The sequence below is a fragment of the Streptomyces sp. NBC_01016 genome, from assembly GCF_026341035.1.
Taxonomy (GTDB): domain Bacteria; phylum Actinomycetota; class Actinomycetes; order Streptomycetales; family Streptomycetaceae; genus Streptomyces.
This window is the reverse complement of record NZ_JAPEOQ010000001.1, coordinates 4,574,605-4,589,839: the sequence shown is the minus strand read 5'-3', so window position 1 is coordinate 4,589,839 and position 15,235 is coordinate 4,574,605. Positions and strand designations below refer to the sequence as shown.

The following is a 15,235-nucleotide window of genomic DNA, read 5'->3' as shown; positions in this document are numbered from 1 at the left end:
TGGGGGCGGGTGGCCTACTGGAAGGCCGGGACGACCTCCTTGATGAACAGCTTCAGCGACTCGCGCTTCTCCTCGTGCGAGAGCGTGTTGTCGATCCAGAAGCTGTACTCGTCGACGCCCAGCTCCTCGTAGCCGCGCAGCCGCTCGACGACCTCGGCGGGCGTGCCGATCATGGCGGTCCTGCGCAGGGCCTCGGGCGCGAACTCGGGGCGCTCGGCGAACTTCTCCTCGGGGCTGGGCTCAAGGAAGCCGTTGACCGGGGCCTTCTTGTTGCCGAACCAGGCGTCGAAGGTGCGGTAGAACTTGTTGATTCCTTCGGCGGCCGGGCGCCAGCCCTCCGGGTCCTCCGGGGCGTGCACATGGGTGTGGCGCAGCACCATGATGTCGGGGCGCTCCACCTCGGGGTGGTTGGCGACGGCGGTGTCGAACTTCTCCTTGAGGGCGGCGACCTCCTCGTCGCCCTTCATCAGCGGGGTGACCATGACGTTGCAGCCCTGGGAGACGGCGAAGTCGTGCGAGGCGGGGTCGCGGGCGGCGACCCACATCGGCGGGGTGGGCTGCTGCACCGGCTTGGGCACGCTGGTCGACGTCGGGAACTGCCAGATCTCGCCGTCGTGCGCGTAGTCGCCCTGCCACAACGCCCGTACGGCGGGGACGAGTTCGCGCAGGTGCTTGCCTCCGTCGGAGGCCTTGAGCCCGTCGGCGAGGCGGTCGAACTCGATCTGGTACGCGCCGCGGGCGAGGCCGACCTCGGCCCGGCCGTTGCTGATCACGTCGAGGAGCGCGGTCTCCCCCGCGGCCCGGACCGGGTGCCAGAACGGGGCGATGATGGTGCCCGCGCCGAGCCGGATGGTGTCGGTCTTCGCCGCCAGGTGCGCCAGGATCGGCATCGGGCTGGGCGAGATCGTGTACTCCATGGCGTGGTGCTCACCGACCCACACCGTGCTGAACCCGCCGGCCTCGGCCATCTGCGTCAGCTCGGTGAGGTTCTCGAAGAGTTCGCGGTGGGTGGTGCTCTCGTCCCAGCGCTCCATGTGCACGAACAGCGAAAACCTCATGACAGCTCCTTTGCTGAGGTAGGGGTGGCTTCTTCCATGGCAATGGCGGTGGCTCGCATCTCCGCGAGCGTGGTGTCTCCCGTGGACCAGTGCGTCGCGGGGACCTCGTGGACGACGACGCGGATGTACTCGGGCCGGGTGTCGATCGAGCGCAGCACGGCCTCATGGACCTCGTGCTGCAGGGTCCTGATCTGCTCGGGGGTGCGGCCCTCGGCGAGCGTGACGGTGATCTGTGGCATGGCGGGCGTCAGCTCCGCATCGTGAACGGGTCGGCCACGGGCTCCTCGCTCGTGTTGATCCATACGCTCTTGAGCCGGGTGTACTCCTTGATGGTCTCGGTGCCGTGCTCGACGCCGACGCCGCTGGCCTTGAAGCCCTGGCGTGGGGACATCGGGGACATGGCCCGGTAGGTGTTGACCCAGACCGTGCCCGCGTCGAGGCGGCCCGCCACCCGGTGGGCGCGGGACAGATTGGTGGTCCAGATCCCGGCCGCGAGGCCGTACTCGGTGTCATTGGCGAGGCCCACGACCTCGTCCTCGGTGTCGAACGGCATGATCGCGACGACCGGGCCGAAGATCTCCTCGCGGACCACGCGCATGCTGTTGTCGACGTCGACCAGGACGGTCGGCTCGTAGAAGCAGCCGCCCGTGCCGCCGTCGGTGGGCGCGCCGCCGGTCAGCACGCGGGCGCCTTCCTCGCGCCCGAGGTCGACGTACGCGGCGACCTTGTCGCGCTGTGCCTCGAAGGCGAGTGGTCCGAGTTCGGTGGCCTCGTCGAGAGGGTCGCCGATGCAGATGGACTTGGCGCGCTCGCAGACCCGCTCCAGGAGCTCGTCGTAGACGGAGCGGTGGGCGAAGACGCGGCTGCCGGCGATACAGGTCTGCCCGGCCGCGGCGAAGACACCGGCGATGACACCCATGGCGGCGTTCGCCACGTCGGCGTCCTCGAAGACGATCTGCGGCGACTTGCCGCCGAGCTCGAGGGTGGAGCCGATGAAACGGCCCGCGGCCGACGCGGCGATCTTCGACCCGGTCGCCGTGGAGCCGGTGAAGGAGATCTTGGCGAGGTCCTCGTGGTCGACGAGGGGCCCACCGGCCTCGGCGCCGTATCCGGTGACGACGTTGACGACGCCGGGCGGGAAGCCGGCCTCCAGGGCGAGCTCCGCGAGGCGCAGCCCGCTCGCCGACGTGTACTCGGAGGGCTTGACGACCACCGTGTTGCCCGCGCACAGGGCGGGGGCCAGCTTGCTGGTGGTCAGGGTCAGCGGCGAGTTCCACGGGGTGATCGCGCCCACGACGCCGAGGGGCTCGCGCGCCGTGTAGTTGAGGACGGCGCGGTCTGAGGTGGGGATCGTCTCGCCGTGGATCTTGTCGGCGAGGCCCGCGTAGTAGTGGAAGTACTCGGGCAGCGAGGCGAGTTGGCCGCGCATCTCGCGCAGCAGTTTGCCGTTGTCCCGCGACTCCATGAGGGCGAGTTCCTCGGCGTTCTCGGCGATCAGCTCACCGAGGCGGCGCAGGAGGTGGCCCCGCTTGGTCTGGTTGAGGTCGCGCCAGCCCGGGTCCTCGAAGGCGGCGCGCGCGGCGGCGACGGCCTTGTCGATGTCGGCGGCGGTGCCGCGGGCGGCGCGGTAGAGGGTGCGGCCGGTGGCCGGGTCGGTGCTGTCGAAGTACTCGCCGGCGGCGGGCTCGACCCACCTGCCGCCGATGAAGTGCTTCCAGGTCGTGAGCGTCGTGGGCTCAGACATGTGCGGTGTCTCCAGGTGCGCTCTCGTCGGTGAGCTGTGCGCTCTGTGTGAGGAACGTGGTGAGGGCCTCGGTGAACGCCTGCGGGCGCTCGACGGGCAGCATGTGTCGCGCCCCGGGCACGATCACGGCCCGGCAGCCGGGCAGCGCCGCGGCGAGGCGGTGTGTCATCTCCGGCGTGGACCCGGGATCGTTCTCCCCGGTCACGGCCAGGGACGGCACGGTGATGTCACCGAGCCGCGGGCCGAGCTCGGCGTCGGCGTGCGCGAACACCCGGTAGCAGCCGAGAAAGGAGTCGACGTCGTTGGCGCTCAGCGTGGCCCGTGTCCGGTCGACGACCTCGTCCGGCACGGTGGTGCCCGCGTACCAGCGCTCGATGGACGCAGCGGTGCTCGCCGCGAAGTCGCTCTCGGCATTGCGCAGCCGGGTCCGGACGGCCACCCGCTCGTCGGGGGTGCGGCGGCAGACCGAGCTCACCGAGGTGAGCGTGCGCGTCAACTCCGGCCGGTACAGGGCCAGTTGCTGGGCGACCAGCGCGCCGAGCGAGAACCCGACGAGGTGCGAGCCTGCCGGGATGTGCCCGGCGACCCCGTCGGCGAGCTCCGCCAGGGTCACGTCGCCGCGCACGGGCGGGCGGGCGCCGTGCCCGGGCAGGTCGATCGCGATGACGGTGAAGCGGTCGGCCAGCAGGGCGGTGACGGGCTCCCACATGGTGCGGTCGAGGCCGACACCGTGCAGGAGTACGAGGGGCGGCTTGTCCATGACGGTGCCTACTGCTCGGTGGCGAGCGGGGCGAGGCGGGCCTGCGGGCGGCCCTGGGCCGCGGCGGCGAGGCCGATGACGATCTCGTCGGCGCGCGGGCCGTCCGGGACCCGTACCTCGATGCTCTGGTGGTGGGAGCGGATGGTGGCGTCGGTGATGTGCTTCAGCGGGATGTCGAAGACACCTCCGGCGACCGCGCGCTTCTCCACGGCCGGGAGCAGCGTGGTGGCGTTCGCCGCCTTGCGGAAGTGGTCGCCGAACTTCAGCGTGTGGATGAGGGCGCTGCCGTGCTCGACCTCGCCGTCGAGGCCGACGATGGCGGCCTTCCCGTACGCCTCGACGGGCGCGCCGAGCGCCTCCACGACGCGCGGCGCGAGCAACTCGCCCAGCTGCGGAGCCACTTCGTCGATGCCGGGCAGCAGGTCGTCGACGAAGCCCTGGCCCGCCCACGGGTTCTCGATCACGGCGAGCACCACCGCGGTGCGTGCCACCGAGTCGACGGGGCGGCCGCCCTCGGCGTGGATGTCTTCGACGTACGTCACGATCTTGCGGAGGTTCATCGGGCGGTCTCCAAGTCGGCGAGGCGGACCACGGGGTCCTGGCGGCGGTCTCCGATACGGGCGTTGGGGCGCGGCCCCGAGGCTGCGGCGGCCACGACGACGATCTCGTCGGGGCGCGGTGCGTCCGGCACCCGGATCTGGACGGTCTGGTAGTGGGAGCGGGTGGCGGCGGCGGTCTTGTGCCACACCGGGACGGTCAGCGGTTCGCCCGCCGCGAGCCGGTCGTCGCTGAACACGATGATCGAGGTGCCCTCGGTCAGCTCCCGCAGCACATTGCCGAAGTACGGGGTGTGGATCAATGCCCCGCCGTGCTCGATCTCCCCGTCGAGCCCGACGACGGCCGCCTTGCCGAACGCCTCGACGTGCTCCACGCCGCCCAGCGTCTCGATCAGCCGGTCGGTGAGGAGGCGGCCGATGCCGGGCGCGATGTCCTCCACCTCGGGCCCCAGGTCGGCGACGAATCCGCGCCCGGCCCAGGGGTTCTCGATCACGGCGGCCGCGGCGACGCGACGTACGGGGGTCGCGACCGGCCGGCCGAGTTCCAGGAGGACCTCGTCCACCACGGTGACGACCTTGCGCAGTCTGCCTCGTGTGGGTGTGGCCCACAGCTGTTGGCCTGCTGATTGTTGCTGTGCCATGGCAGTGAGGCTAAGAGTGACCCGGGGAGCCGTCAAGGGTCGGCAGCAAATAGGCGGCTCTGACCTAGGGGTTCCCTGTAATACAGCCCAGGAAGCTGCGAATTCCGTCCGAACCATTGACATGACGGATACCCGATTCCTACGGTCCTCTGCCATACAACAGATCTGCCATGCAAGAGCAGGCCGATCCGATCGATGGAGCCGCCATGTCAGTCACTCTGGAACATGCCACCGACCGCCCCGCCCGCCTCCGCGCCGCCTGGGACGCGGCCTGGAACCGGGGTGAAGTCGACGCTCTGGACGCCGTGTTGAGCACCGGCTACGTGCGCCGCCGTGGGCCGGCCGGCACCGCTCAGGACCGCGCCGGGTTCAAGGAGAGCATCAGCGCGGTGCGCGCGGCGTTCCCCGATCTGCGGACCGAGATCGAGGACCTGGTCGTGGACGGGGACCGGCTGGCGGTCCGCTGGCGCAGCACGGGCCGGCACACCGACACGTTCATGGGTGTGCCGCCCACCGGCCGGCCCGTCGAGGTGTCGGGCGCCACATTCGCCCGCTTCGACGGTGACACCGTCACCGAGGAGTCTGTGACCTTCGACTCCCGGCAGCTCCTCGAAGCGCTCGGCATCATCACGACGGCGCACGAGGCCGCCGTCGACGCCGACCTGGTCAAGGGGGTGCACCGCAAGTTCATCACCGGTGTCACCGTAGTGACCACCGACGACGACGGGACCCCCAGGGGCCTCGCGGTGAACGCGTTCTCCAGCATCTCCCTCGACCCGCCGATGGTCCTGGTGTGTGTCCAACGCAGCTCGTCGACACACCCCGCACTGCACCGTGCCACCCACATCGGCATCAACATCCTCGCGGCCGACCAGCTCGACGTGGCGAAGGTGTTCGCGAGCAAGGGCACCGACAAGTTCGCCGCCCTCGACTGGGCGCCCGGCGAGCACGGCGCCCCGCTGCTCGACGGTTCAGCCGCCCGCCTTGAGGTGGAGATCGGCGAGCGCCTGGAGGCCGGGAGTCACACCGTCTTCACCGGACGTGTAGTGTCGGCGTCTCATTCTGAGCTCGCCCCGCTCGTCTACAGCGGTGGCGGCTTCTTCGACATCTCGCAGACGGCGCCCCTTCCGTGGTGACTCGCGTCCGCCCCCGCACCCACGTTCTTCGGAGCACGCCATGACTCATGATTCACAGGGCCCACCTGTCTACGGCAGCGCCGTGACCAAGGTCGAGCCGTTCGGTGTCGACCACATCCCCGACAGCGAGCGACACGGTAAACCGAGTTCACAGTTCTTCGTGTGGTTCGCCGCGGGGCTCAATTTCCCGGTCATCCTGCTCGGCTTCAGCGCCGCGTGGTTCGGGCTCAGCTTCACCACCGCCGTCGCCGCGATCGTCGTCGGCGCCGGTGTCGGCGCCGTCCTGATGGCCGTCATGTCGCGCATGGGCGTCCGCCTCGGTGTGCCGCAGCAGATCCAGGCGAGGGGGCCGCTGGGCTTCTTCGGCAACTTCCTGCCCGTCGCCTATATCAACGTGTTCTCCGGTGTGGGCTGGGCGGCCGTCACGGTCATCCTCGGCGGCAAGGCCTTCGCGGAGCTGAGCCACCTGCCGTACTGGCTGTGTGCCCTCCTGCTCACCGTGGTCGAGCTCGTCGTGGCCATCTTCGGCTACAACATGATCAATTTCCTTCAGCGGGCGCTGACCTACGTCCTCACCCCGCTGTTCGTGCTGATCACGGTCGTGGCGGTGGCCCGCGGCGGCAGCCTCTTCGAGGCCAACCCGCACGCGGACGGCTATGTCGGCACGGCCGGTGGCTCGATCACCCTCGGCGGCTGGTTCCTGGCATTCCTCGTGGCGTGGATGCCCTTCGCCTCCGACTACTCGCGCTACCTGCCCGACACCGCGAAGGTCGTCCGGCAGACCACCTGGTACACCGCCTTCGGCAACTTCCTCACCATCGCCTGGCTCGGCATCCTGGGCGTCGTGGTCGGCGCCTCCGCCTCCAGCTCGGACACGATCACCGCCCTGCACCAGCTGATGGGTCCGTTCGCCGTCCCCGCCCTCGTCGCCGTGGGCCTGTCCGCCCTGGCGCAGAACTTCCTCAACGTCTACGGCGGCGCGATCTCCGTCCAGACCCTCAAGATCCCCGTGACCCGCACGCAGGCGGTGGCCGGGATCTGCGTCCTCGCCTACGGGATCAGCCTGTGGGGCGCCTCGGGCACGGAGGACAAGTTCAAGGTCTTCCTCAACCTGACCGCGTACTTCATCGCCCCGTTCGCCGCCGTGCTCCTGATCGACTTCTACCTGGGCGGGCGCGGCGACCCCCGCAGGATCGCCGAGCTCTACGACCGTTCCAGGGTCGTCGACTGGGGCCTGGTGGCCTGGGCGGCCGGCGTGGTGGCGTCCGTGCCCTTCTGGGTGTCCGACATCTACACCGGTGCCTTCGCCTCGGCCCACCCGGGCGCCGGCGACCTCAGCATGCTCGTCGCCGCCGGTGTCGCGGTCATCGTGTACCTGTTCACGTACCGGCTGAAGCCGCTGTGGCGGCGGGCGGGTGGCGAGAACTCCGACATCGACACGACCACCGACACCGCTGCCGAGCAACTGCCGGAGCGCGCGCCGGACTTGATCGGTCGCGGCTGACGGATTGCCACCGCGGCGGTGTGTCCGCCGCGGTGGCGGGTACGACACTTCCCGTGCAGGATGTCGCAGAAGCGGCGGAAGAGCGAGGAGTGCCGGAAGTGATTCGAAAACTGCAGGCGGTCGCGCTGGACTGTGCCGACCCCGTACAGCTCGCGGAGTTCTACGCGGAGCTGCTCGGCGGCCGGGTGGTCCTGGACCCCGACGATCCCGACTGGGTCGATGTCGTGGGATTCGAGGGGACGCCCCTGGCCTGCCAGCGGGTGGACGGGTACCAGGCGCCGCAGTGGCCGGGCCAGGAGCGGCCGCAACAGGTCCACCTGGACTTCGACGTGGACGACCTCGAAGCCGACGAGAAGCGGGTGCTCGCTCTCGGCGCGACACTCCTCGAGCGGACGGACCAGATCCGGCCGGACACCAACTGGCGGGTCTACGCGGACCCGGCCGGCCATCCCTTCTGCCTCTGTCTGCACTGAGAGCCTGTGCACTGAAGGCCCGTGCACTGAGGCCCCGTGCACCGAGGGCCCCTGCCCGGCGGGCCCGCCGCCCCGGCTCACCCGGTCGGCGCGGCCCGCTCCAGGTCGTCGATGCTCCCCGACATGATGTCCCGTACGTGCGCGGTGATGTGCTCCAACGGCCAGTCCCACCAAGCGACTTGAAGCAGCCGCTCGACGTCGGCGTCGCTGTACCTGCGACGGATGACACGGCCCGGATTGCCGCCGACGATGCCGTAGTCGGGGACGTCGTCGACGACCACGGCCCCCGAGGCGATCACCGCCCCGTGCCCGATGCGGACGCCGGGCATCACCATCGCGCGGTAGCCGAACCACACATCGTTGCCGACCACGGTGTCGCCCCGCCCCGGCAGCCCGGTGATGAGGTCGAAGTGCTCCGCCCAGGAGCCGCCCATGATCGGGAACGGGAACGTGGAGGCGCCGTCCATGCGGTGATTGGCGCCGTTCATGATGAACCGCACACCCTCCCCCAGCGCGCAGAACTTCCCGATGACCAGCTTCTCCGGCCCGTAGTGGTACAGCACGTTGCGGGTCTCGAAGGCGGTCGCGTCGTCCGGGTCGTCGTAGTACGAGAAGTCGCCGACCTCGATGAGCGGCGACTTGACCAGGGGCTTGAGGAGGACGACCCGCGGCTGCTCGGGCATCGGGTGCAGCACGGTCGGGTCGGCGGGAACGTTCGGTGTCACCAGTCGGCCTTTCTCAAGCACAGGGGGAGCACATGGGGCCGCCGCGAGCGGCCGACCACCCATTGACAGGACATTTGAACAAGGACGATCGTACTCGGGCCAGAGCGCGCCAGAAGACCGGAGCGAAGGGACGCCAGCCGAGATGCCGTTCGATGTGTTGACCATGGGCCGCGTGGGAGTGGACGTGTATCCGCTCCAGACGGGCGTAGGGCTTGCGGAGGTGTCGACGTTCGGGAAGTACCTCGGCGGCAGCCCGACGAACGTCGCGGTCGCCGCGGCCCGCTACGGGCGGCGGGCGTCGGTGATCACGAAGACGGGCGCGGACCCCTTCGGCGATTTCGTGCGAACTTCCTTGGCGGGCTATGGAGTCGACGCCTCGTTCGTCGGCACGTCGGACGTCGCGCCGACGCCGGTGACGTTCTGCGAGATCTTCCCGCCGGACGATTTCCCGCTGTACTTCTACCGGTTGCCGAAGGCCCCGGACCTGGACATCCGCCCCGACGACCTCGACCTGGACGCGGTGGCGGCGGCCCGGATCTTCTGGATGACGGGGACGGGGCTGAGCGAGGAGCCCTCCCGTTCGGCGACGCTGGCGGCGCTCCAGCACCGGGCGAAGCAGGGGACGACGGTCTTCGACCTGGACTGGCGGCCCATGTTCTGGCAGGACACCTCCCAGGCGCGCGTGTACTACCGCGAGGCGCTCGCCCACACCACGGTGGCCGTCGGCAATCTCGACGAGTGCGAGATCGCGACCGGCGAGCGGGAGCCGCACGCGGCGGCAACGGCGCTGCTGACGGCGGGAGTTGAGCTGGCCGTCGTGAAGCAGGGCCCCAAGGGTGTGCTCGCGATGGACCGCGATGGCGCGGTGGCCGAGCTGCCGCCGGTGCCGGTGGACGTGGTCAACGGGCTCGGCGCGGGCGACGCGTTCGGCGGTGCGCTGTGCCACGGGCTGCTTTCGGGCTGGGACGTGGCACGGACGGTGTCGTTCGCCAATGCGGCGGGCGCGCTGGTGGCGGGCCGTCTTGCCTGCTCGGACGCCATGCCCACGGCGGCAGAGGTCGAGGAGAAGCTCCGCGAGGTGAACGGTGACGTCTGAGGAGAAGACTGTGCGCATAGGTGTCATCGGGGCCGGCTGGATCGGCCGTGAGCACATCCGCCGGCTCACCGATGTGGTCGTCGGGGCGCGGGTCACCGCGGTGACCGACATCGACGCGGAGCGCGCGGCCGAGGCGGCGCGCTACCCCGGCGCGAAGGTGCATGCCGACGGTGCCTCACTGATCGCCTCCGAGGATGTCGACGCGGTGCTCGTCACGTCGTGGGGGCCGACCCACGCCGAGCATGTCCTGAACGCCGTCGCGGCGGGCAAGCCCGTGTTCTGCGAGAAGCCGCTCGCCACCACCCCCGAGGACTGCCTGAAGATCGTCGAGGCGGAGCAGGCGCACGGCAGCCGGCTCGTCCAGGTGGGCTTCATGCGCCGCTTCGACCAGGGCTACCGGCAGATGAAGGAGGTCATCGACGCGGGCCGGATCGGCACCCCGCTGATGGTGCACTGCGCACACCGCAACGCGTCGTCCGTGGAGTCGTACACCTCCGACATGGCCGCCCTCGACACGGCCGTGCACGAGATCGACGTACTGCGCTGGCTCCTGGACGACGAGATCATCTCCACGCAGGTGATCACCCCGCGTTCGACGACGCGGAAGCCCGCACACCTCACCGACCCCCAGTTCATGCTCTTCGAGACCGCGCAGGGCGTCCGTATCGACCTGGAGGTCTTCGTCAACTGCCGTTACGGCTACGACATCCAGTGCGAGGCGGTCGGCGAGGAGGGCCTGGTCCGGCTGCCCGACCCGGCGGCGGTCGGGGTGCGCACAGCGGGCGCGCACAGCACGGCGATCCTGCCGGACTGGACGGGCCGCTTCGCCGACGCCTTCGACACCGAGTTCCGCGAGTGGGTCGCGCACCTGACGGCGGGCCGCGAGCCCACAGGACCCTCCGCCTGGGACGGCTACGCGGCGACCGTCATCACCGGCGCCACCGTCGAGTCCCGCACCTCGGGCCGGGTCGTCACCACGGACATCCCGAAGCGCCCCGACTTCTACGCCCCGCACGACAAGCGGTGAGCCCCGGCCCCGCCACCTCGCCCTACAGCCCGACGGCCAACGTCGCGACGACCGGGGCGAGATACAGCACCGGGAACGCGACCGTCTTGTAGGAGCGCGCCCGCAGCACGGTGACGACCGCACCGACGAAGTACAGGACCAGGGCGATCGCGGCCGCGATGCCGACGGCCGGCACGGCGAGGCCGGCCAACAGGCCTGCGGCGCCCAGGAGTTTGGCCACGGCGAGCCGCGGCCACCAGGTCTCGGGGACCCCGTACGAGACGAGGGGATCCACGACGAACTCGGCGCGGCGCAGCAGCGAGACACCGGAGAAGCCGACCCAGAGGGCCGTCAGGACGGTGACGATGACAACGGTGGTGGACATACGGGCGTGCTCCTTCAGGGCATGAGGAACGACATGAGCAACGAGGCAGCGCTGACGTGGCAGCGGGGTGACAGGAACAGATGACAGGAGCGGGCAACAGGAGCGGCCGTCCCGAGCCAAGGGTCCTCGCTGCCGTACGCGGTATCAACGGCCGTCCCGATAACGAGCGATAATCCCCGCGTTAACGATGGGGAGGGGGCTCAGGGGTGGAGCTGCGTGACATCGAGATCATCCTGACGCTCGCGGACGAGCTGCACTTCGGCCGGACCGCCGAGCGGCTGCACATCTCGGCGGCCAGGGTCAGCCAGGTGGTCAAGACGCAGGAGCGGCGCATCGGCGCGGCCCTGTTCGAGCGGACCAGCCGGTCGGTGCGGCTCACGCCGATCGGTCGGCGCCTGACCGAGGGCCTGCGGCAGGGGCAGGATGCCATCAACGCCGCCGTCGCGGAGGCCCGCGCCGCCGCGCGCGGTGTGTCCGGCACGCTCACGCTCGGCGTGATGGGTGCGCTCGGCCATGAACTGCGGGCCCACATCGGGCACTTCGGCAAGCTGTATCCCGAGTGCGAGGTGCGGCTCCAGGAGATCCACTTCAGCGATCCGTACGGCCCGCTGCGCCGCGGCGAGGTGGACGTGCTGGTGCTGTGGCTGCCGGTCGACGAGCCCGATGTGACCGTGGGCCCCGTGGTCCTGACGGAGGGGCGGGTGCTCGCGGTGTGGGCGGGACACGAACTGTCCGGGCACACCGACGTCTCCCTGGAGGATCTGGCGGGCCACACCGTCATCGACGTCGGCCCCGAAGTGCCGCGGGAGTGGGGTGCGGCCATGGTGCCCACCCGTACGCCCAGCGGGCGCGCGATCCCCCGCGGCCCCCGCGTACGCACCTTCCACGAGGTCCTCACCCAGGTCGCCGCCCGCGCCGTGATCACGCCGCTCAACGCGCACGTCCTGCGCTACTACCGCCACCCCGGCGTGGAGTTCCTGCCGATCCGGGACGCGCCGCCGACCGAGTGGGCGCCGGTGTGGCGCACGACGAGCGAGACCGCGCAGATTCGCGCCTTCGCGGAGGCGGCCCGCGCGTTCGGGGTGCGCAGTGCCGGGTGACGGCACATGGGCGAGCGGAATACGACGTGTTTGCCCCGCCGAACCCGGGGCAGGTGCCACCGCCGACGAGCATTGCTTGATTCTGCAACTTTTCGCAGGTCGAAGAGATCGAGGTTCATGTGTCAGTCAGGCTTGAGGCCGAGCACCTGTACAAGGTGTTCGGCAGGCGACAGGAAGAGGCGGTCGAGCGGCTCCGCACCGGGACCGACCGTGAGGAGCTGCGGTCCGAAGGGACCACCGCGGGCGTGATCGACGCCTCCTTCTCGGTGGAGTCCGGCAAGATCTTCGTCGTCATGGGCCTGTCGGGATCGGGCAAGTCGACGCTGCTGCGCATGCTCAACGGCCTGTCGGAACCGACCGCCGGACACGTGAAGTTCGACGGGCAGGACGTGACCGCCCTGCCCGCCAAGGAGCTGCGGGCGGTCCGCTCCCACAAGATCAGCATGGTCTTCCAGCACTTCGCGCTGTTCCCGCACCGCTCCGTGATGGAGAACGCGGCCTACGGCCTCGCGGTGCAGGGTGTGCCGCGCGCCGAGCGCGAGCAGCGGGCCGCGGAGGCCCTGGAGCTGACCGGGCTCAAGGGCTGGGAGACGTCCTTCCCCGACGAGCTCTCCGGCGGCATGCAGCAGCGCGTGGGCCTCGCCCGCGCGCTCGCCACGGACGCCGAACTGCTGCTGATGGACGAGTCGTTCAGCGCCCTCGACCCGCTGATCCGGCGGGACATGCAGGACCAGCTGCTCGTGCTGCAGAAGAAGCTCAAGAAGACCATCGTCTTCATCACGCACGACCTGAACGAGGCCATGCGCCTCGGTGACCGAATAGCCGTCATGCGCGACGGCCGCATCGTGCAGAACGGCACGCCGGAGGACATCCTGGTCCGCCCGGCGGACGACTACGTCGCCAACTTCATCCAGGACGTGGACCGTTCGCGGGTGCTGACCGCCGGAGCCATCATGGAGTCCCCCGACGCACTGCGCGCCGGCTCGGGCCGGAAGGACCTCACCGACACCGAGCTGCTCGCGAAAGCACCCGCCCGCGTAGGACCCGACACTCCGCTCGCCGAGCTGTTCGCGCCGTGCGCGCAGCGGGCCGCCGCGCCCGTCGCCGTCGTCGAGGACGAGGTACTGACCGGCGTGGTCAGCCAGGAGCGACTGCTGGCCGTGCTCGGGGAAGCCGCCGCGACCGGCGGACAGGACGACACCCAGGGCGGGACGTCCGGGGACAAGGTGAGCGCGCGTGCCTAGAATTCCCTTCGGCGACTGGGTCAACACCGCGGTCAACTGGCTCCTGAACAACGCCGCCTGGCTGTTCGACTTCTTCAAGGCCGTCTTCGAGGGCTGCTACGACGGCATCCTCGCCGTGCTCGACGCCCCACAACCCCTGCTCCTCGCGGGCATCTTCGCCGTGTGCGCCTGGTGGCTGCGCGGACTGCTCGCCGGCGTCCTCTCCTTCGTCGGCTTCGCCTTCATCGACTCCCTCCAACTGTGGGAACACGCGATGATGACGCTGTCGCTGGTGCTCGTCGCCACGATCCTCGCGCTGGTCATCGCGGTGCCGATCGGCGTCTGGGCCGCGTACTCCGAGCGGGTCAGCGCGACGGTGCGGCCGGTCCTCGACCTCATGCAGACGATGCCAGCGATGATCTATCTGATCCCGGCGATCCTGTTCTTCGGCAGTGGCGCCCCCGCGGGCATCGTCGCCACCCTGGTCTTCGCCCTGGCGCCCGGCGTCCGGCTCACCGAGCTTGGCATCCGCCAGGTCGACCGCGAACTGGTCGAGGCCGCCGAGGCGTTCGGCACCCAGCCCCGCAAGATCCTGCTGCGCGTACAGTTCCCGCTCGCGCTGCCCACCGTCATGACCGGCGTCAACCAGGTCATCATGCTGTCCCTCTCCATGGCCGCGATCGCCGGCATGGTCGGCGCCGAAGGGCTCGGCGGCGACGTCAACGAGGCCATCGGCCAGCTCAACGTGGGACTCGGCGCGGAGGCGGGCATCGCCATCGTGCTGCTCGCGATCTACCTCGACCGGATGACCGGCGCGCTCGGCACCCAGGTCTCGCCACTGGGCCGGCGCCTCACGGTCAGTCGCAGCGCCGCCGTCACGGGCTTCGGCTCGCAGCTGTGGAACCACCGCCCCCGCCCCGCCTTCGCCGGGGTCGGCATCGTCGTCCTCGCGCTCGTCGCCGGCGGCCTGGGTGTCTTCGGCGGCACCGAGAAGTCCACGGTCTCGGGCGTCGGCAACGGCGAGAAGGTCACCATCGGCTACATCCCCTGGGACGAGGCCACCGCCACCACCTACCTGTGGAAGGAGGCCCTGGAGCGGCGCGGCTACGAGGTGCAGGTCAAGCAGTTCGAGCTCGGCCCGCTGTGGACCGCGCTGTCCCGCGGCGACGTGGACTTCCAGACGGACGCCTCGCTTCCTGTCACCCACGCGCCGTACTGGAAGAAGTACGGCAAGGACGTCGAGCCCCTGGGCACCTGGTACACGGGCAAGATGGAGAACAAGCTGGCCGTGCCCGCGTACATGAAGGACGTCGACTCCCTCGCCGATCTGAACGGCCACGCGGGCGAGTTCGGCGGAAAGATCACGGGCATCGAGGCCAGCGCGGGCCTGACGGCCATCCTGAAGAAGAAGGTCATGCCCGCCTACGACCTCCGCCCCAAGTTCAAGGTCGTCGACAGCTCCACGCCCGCGATGCTCGCCGAGCTCAAGCGCGCGTACGCGGCGAAGAAGCCGATCGTCGTCAGCCTCTGGACCCCGCACTGGGCCTACGCCGACTTCGACATGAAGAACCTCAAGGACCCGAAGCACGCCTGGGGCAAGGGCGACGACCTGCGCGGCATCGGCCGCAAGGGATTCTCCGACGAGCACCCCCGCGTGGCCGGCTGGATCAAGAACTTCAAGATGAGCGAGAAGCAGCTCATGGACCTGGAGTCCAAGATCAACAAGGCCGGCAAGGGTGCGCAGCAGGACGCGGTGCGTGCCTGGCTGAAGAAGCACCCCGGCTACGCGGAGAAGATGACACCGCTCAAGAAGTAACGCAGTTGATT

The 15,235-nt window shown here is 69.9% G+C and carries 16 protein-coding genes; 8 read left to right on the top strand and 8 right to left on the bottom strand.

Going from position 1 to position 15,235, the window contains the following annotated elements; translation table 11 throughout:
* Positions 1-14: 14 nt before the first annotated feature.
* The 6 genes from OG746_RS20565 to OG746_RS20540 are packed head-to-tail and all read right to left on the bottom strand — an operon-like array spanning position 15 to position 4,760.
* Positions 15-1,058 carry an LLM class flavin-dependent oxidoreductase gene (locus OG746_RS20565; protein ID WP_266716552.1) on the bottom strand — a complete coding sequence of 348 codons (1,044 nt, stop codon included), beginning with the start codon at positions 1,056-1,058 and terminating at the stop codon, positions 15-17.
* Complete coding sequence (locus tag OG746_RS20560; RefSeq protein WP_266716550.1) at positions 1,055-1,297, bottom strand: tautomerase family protein; 243 nt, start codon at positions 1,295-1,297, stop codon at positions 1,055-1,057. The genes OG746_RS20565 and OG746_RS20560 overlap by 4 nt, the downstream gene beginning before the upstream one ends.
* Positions 1,298-1,305: 8 nt before the next feature.
* On the bottom strand, positions 1,306-2,802 hold the full coding sequence (locus OG746_RS20555) for an aldehyde dehydrogenase (protein WP_266716549.1): 1,497 nt from the start codon (positions 2,800-2,802) through the stop codon (positions 1,306-1,308).
* Positions 2,795-3,562 (bottom strand): alpha/beta fold hydrolase, encoded by a 768-nt coding sequence (locus OG746_RS20550; RefSeq protein WP_266716548.1) that lies wholly within the window; start codon positions 3,560-3,562, stop codon positions 2,795-2,797. Before OG746_RS20550 ends, OG746_RS20555 begins: the two co-directional genes overlap by 8 nt.
* Positions 3,563-3,570: 8 nt before the next feature.
* Positions 3,571-4,122, bottom strand: coding sequence for an amino acid synthesis family protein (locus OG746_RS20545; RefSeq protein WP_266716546.1), 552 nt, complete (start codon positions 4,120-4,122; stop codon positions 3,571-3,573).
* Entirely contained in the window at positions 4,119-4,760 is a 642-nt protein-coding gene (locus OG746_RS20540) for an amino acid synthesis family protein (protein WP_266716544.1), read from the bottom strand. The genes OG746_RS20545 and OG746_RS20540 overlap by 4 nt, the downstream gene beginning before the upstream one ends.
* Before the next feature lie 206 nt (positions 4,761-4,966).
* On the opposite strand from OG746_RS20540, the gene OG746_RS20535 reads away from it, so the two are divergent.
* The 3 genes from OG746_RS20535 (at position 4,967) to OG746_RS20525 (ending at position 7,873) form a co-directional block, all read left to right on the top strand.
* Entirely contained in the window at positions 4,967-5,896 is a 930-nt protein-coding gene (locus tag OG746_RS20535; RefSeq protein ID WP_266716542.1) for a flavin reductase, read from the top strand.
* A 40-nt stretch (positions 5,897-5,936) separates the two neighbouring features.
* Complete coding sequence (locus OG746_RS20530) at positions 5,937-7,400, top strand: purine-cytosine permease family protein (protein ID WP_266716540.1); 1,464 nt, start codon at positions 5,937-5,939, stop codon at positions 7,398-7,400.
* 98 nt (positions 7,401-7,498) lie between these two features.
* Positions 7,499-7,873, top strand: a complete 375-nt coding sequence (locus OG746_RS20525; RefSeq protein WP_266716538.1) for a VOC family protein — start codon at positions 7,499-7,501, stop codon at positions 7,871-7,873.
* Positions 7,874-7,950: 77 nt separating this feature from the next.
* Here OG746_RS20525 and OG746_RS20520 read toward each other — a convergent pair whose 3' ends face one another.
* On the bottom strand, positions 7,951-8,556 hold the full coding sequence (locus OG746_RS20520; RefSeq protein WP_266719098.1) for a CatB-related O-acetyltransferase: 606 nt from the start codon (positions 8,554-8,556) through the stop codon (positions 7,951-7,953).
* A 184-nt stretch (positions 8,557-8,740) separates the two neighbouring features.
* Here OG746_RS20520 and iolC point away from each other — a divergent pair, with 184 nt between their 5' ends.
* The gene (gene iolC, locus OG746_RS20515) at positions 8,741-9,694 is read left to right on the top strand and encodes a 5-dehydro-2-deoxygluconokinase (protein WP_266716536.1); all 954 of its coding nucleotides are present in this window, start codon (positions 8,741-8,743) and stop codon (positions 9,692-9,694) included.
* Positions 9,695-9,704: 10 nt separating this feature from the next.
* The gene (locus tag OG746_RS20510) at positions 9,705-10,721 is read left to right on the top strand and encodes a Gfo/Idh/MocA family protein (protein WP_266716534.1); all 1,017 of its coding nucleotides are present in this window, start codon (positions 9,705-9,707) and stop codon (positions 10,719-10,721) included.
* Between the two features lie 22 nt (positions 10,722-10,743).
* Here the strand turns inward: OG746_RS20510 and OG746_RS20505 are convergent, their stop codons facing one another.
* Positions 10,744-11,085 (bottom strand): DoxX family protein, encoded by a 342-nt coding sequence (locus tag OG746_RS20505; protein ID WP_266716532.1) that lies wholly within the window; start codon positions 11,083-11,085, stop codon positions 10,744-10,746.
* Between the two features lie 206 nt (positions 11,086-11,291).
* Here OG746_RS20505 and OG746_RS20500 point away from each other — a divergent pair, with 206 nt between their 5' ends.
* From OG746_RS20500 to OG746_RS20490, 3 genes are all read left to right on the top strand, one after another.
* Positions 11,292-12,185: a LysR family transcriptional regulator gene (locus tag OG746_RS20500; RefSeq protein WP_266716530.1), complete on the top strand. Its 894-nt coding sequence runs from the start codon at positions 11,292-11,294 to the stop codon at positions 12,183-12,185.
* Between the two features lie 119 nt (positions 12,186-12,304).
* A complete protein-coding gene (locus OG746_RS20495; protein ID WP_266716528.1) occupies positions 12,305-13,429 on the top strand; it encodes a quaternary amine ABC transporter ATP-binding protein in 1,125 nt (374 codons plus the stop codon).
* Positions 13,422-15,224 carry an ABC transporter permease/substrate binding protein gene (locus OG746_RS20490; protein ID WP_266716526.1) on the top strand — a complete coding sequence of 601 codons (1,803 nt, stop codon included), beginning with the start codon at positions 13,422-13,424 and terminating at the stop codon, positions 15,222-15,224. Before OG746_RS20495 ends, OG746_RS20490 begins: the two co-directional genes overlap by 8 nt.
* Positions 15,225-15,235: the final 11 nt, after the last annotated feature.

Excerpts from the sequence above, each read along its gene's own strand:
- OG746_RS20565 (WP_266716552.1), bottom strand. The coding sequence starts at position 1,058 with ATGAGGTTTTCGCTGTTCGTGCACATGGAGCGCTGGGACGAGAGCACC.
- OG746_RS20560 (WP_266716550.1), bottom strand. The coding sequence starts at position 1,297 with ATGCCACAGATCACCGTCACGCTCGCCGAGGGCCGCACCCCCGAGCAG.
- OG746_RS20555 (WP_266716549.1), bottom strand. The coding sequence starts at position 2,802 with ATGTCTGAGCCCACGACGCTCACGACCTGGAAGCACTTCATCGGCGGC.
- OG746_RS20550 (WP_266716548.1), bottom strand. The coding sequence starts at position 3,562 with ATGGACAAGCCGCCCCTCGTACTCCTGCACGGTGTCGGCCTCGACCGC.
- OG746_RS20545 (WP_266716546.1), bottom strand. The coding sequence starts at position 4,122 with ATGAACCTCCGCAAGATCGTGACGTACGTCGAAGACATCCACGCCGAG.
- OG746_RS20540 (WP_266716544.1), bottom strand. The coding sequence starts at position 4,760 with ATGGCACAGCAACAATCAGCAGGCCAACAGCTGTGGGCCACACCCACA.
- OG746_RS20535 (WP_266716542.1), top strand. The coding sequence starts at position 4,967 with ATGTCAGTCACTCTGGAACATGCCACCGACCGCCCCGCCCGCCTCCGC.
- OG746_RS20530 (WP_266716540.1), top strand. The coding sequence starts at position 5,937 with ATGACTCATGATTCACAGGGCCCACCTGTCTACGGCAGCGCCGTGACC.
- OG746_RS20520 (WP_266719098.1), bottom strand. The coding sequence starts at position 8,556 with ATGCCCGAGCAGCCGCGGGTCGTCCTCCTCAAGCCCCTGGTCAAGTCG.
- iolC (WP_266716536.1), top strand. The coding sequence starts at position 8,741 with ATGCCGTTCGATGTGTTGACCATGGGCCGCGTGGGAGTGGACGTGTAT.
- OG746_RS20505 (WP_266716532.1), bottom strand. The coding sequence starts at position 11,085 with ATGTCCACCACCGTTGTCATCGTCACCGTCCTGACGGCCCTCTGGGTC.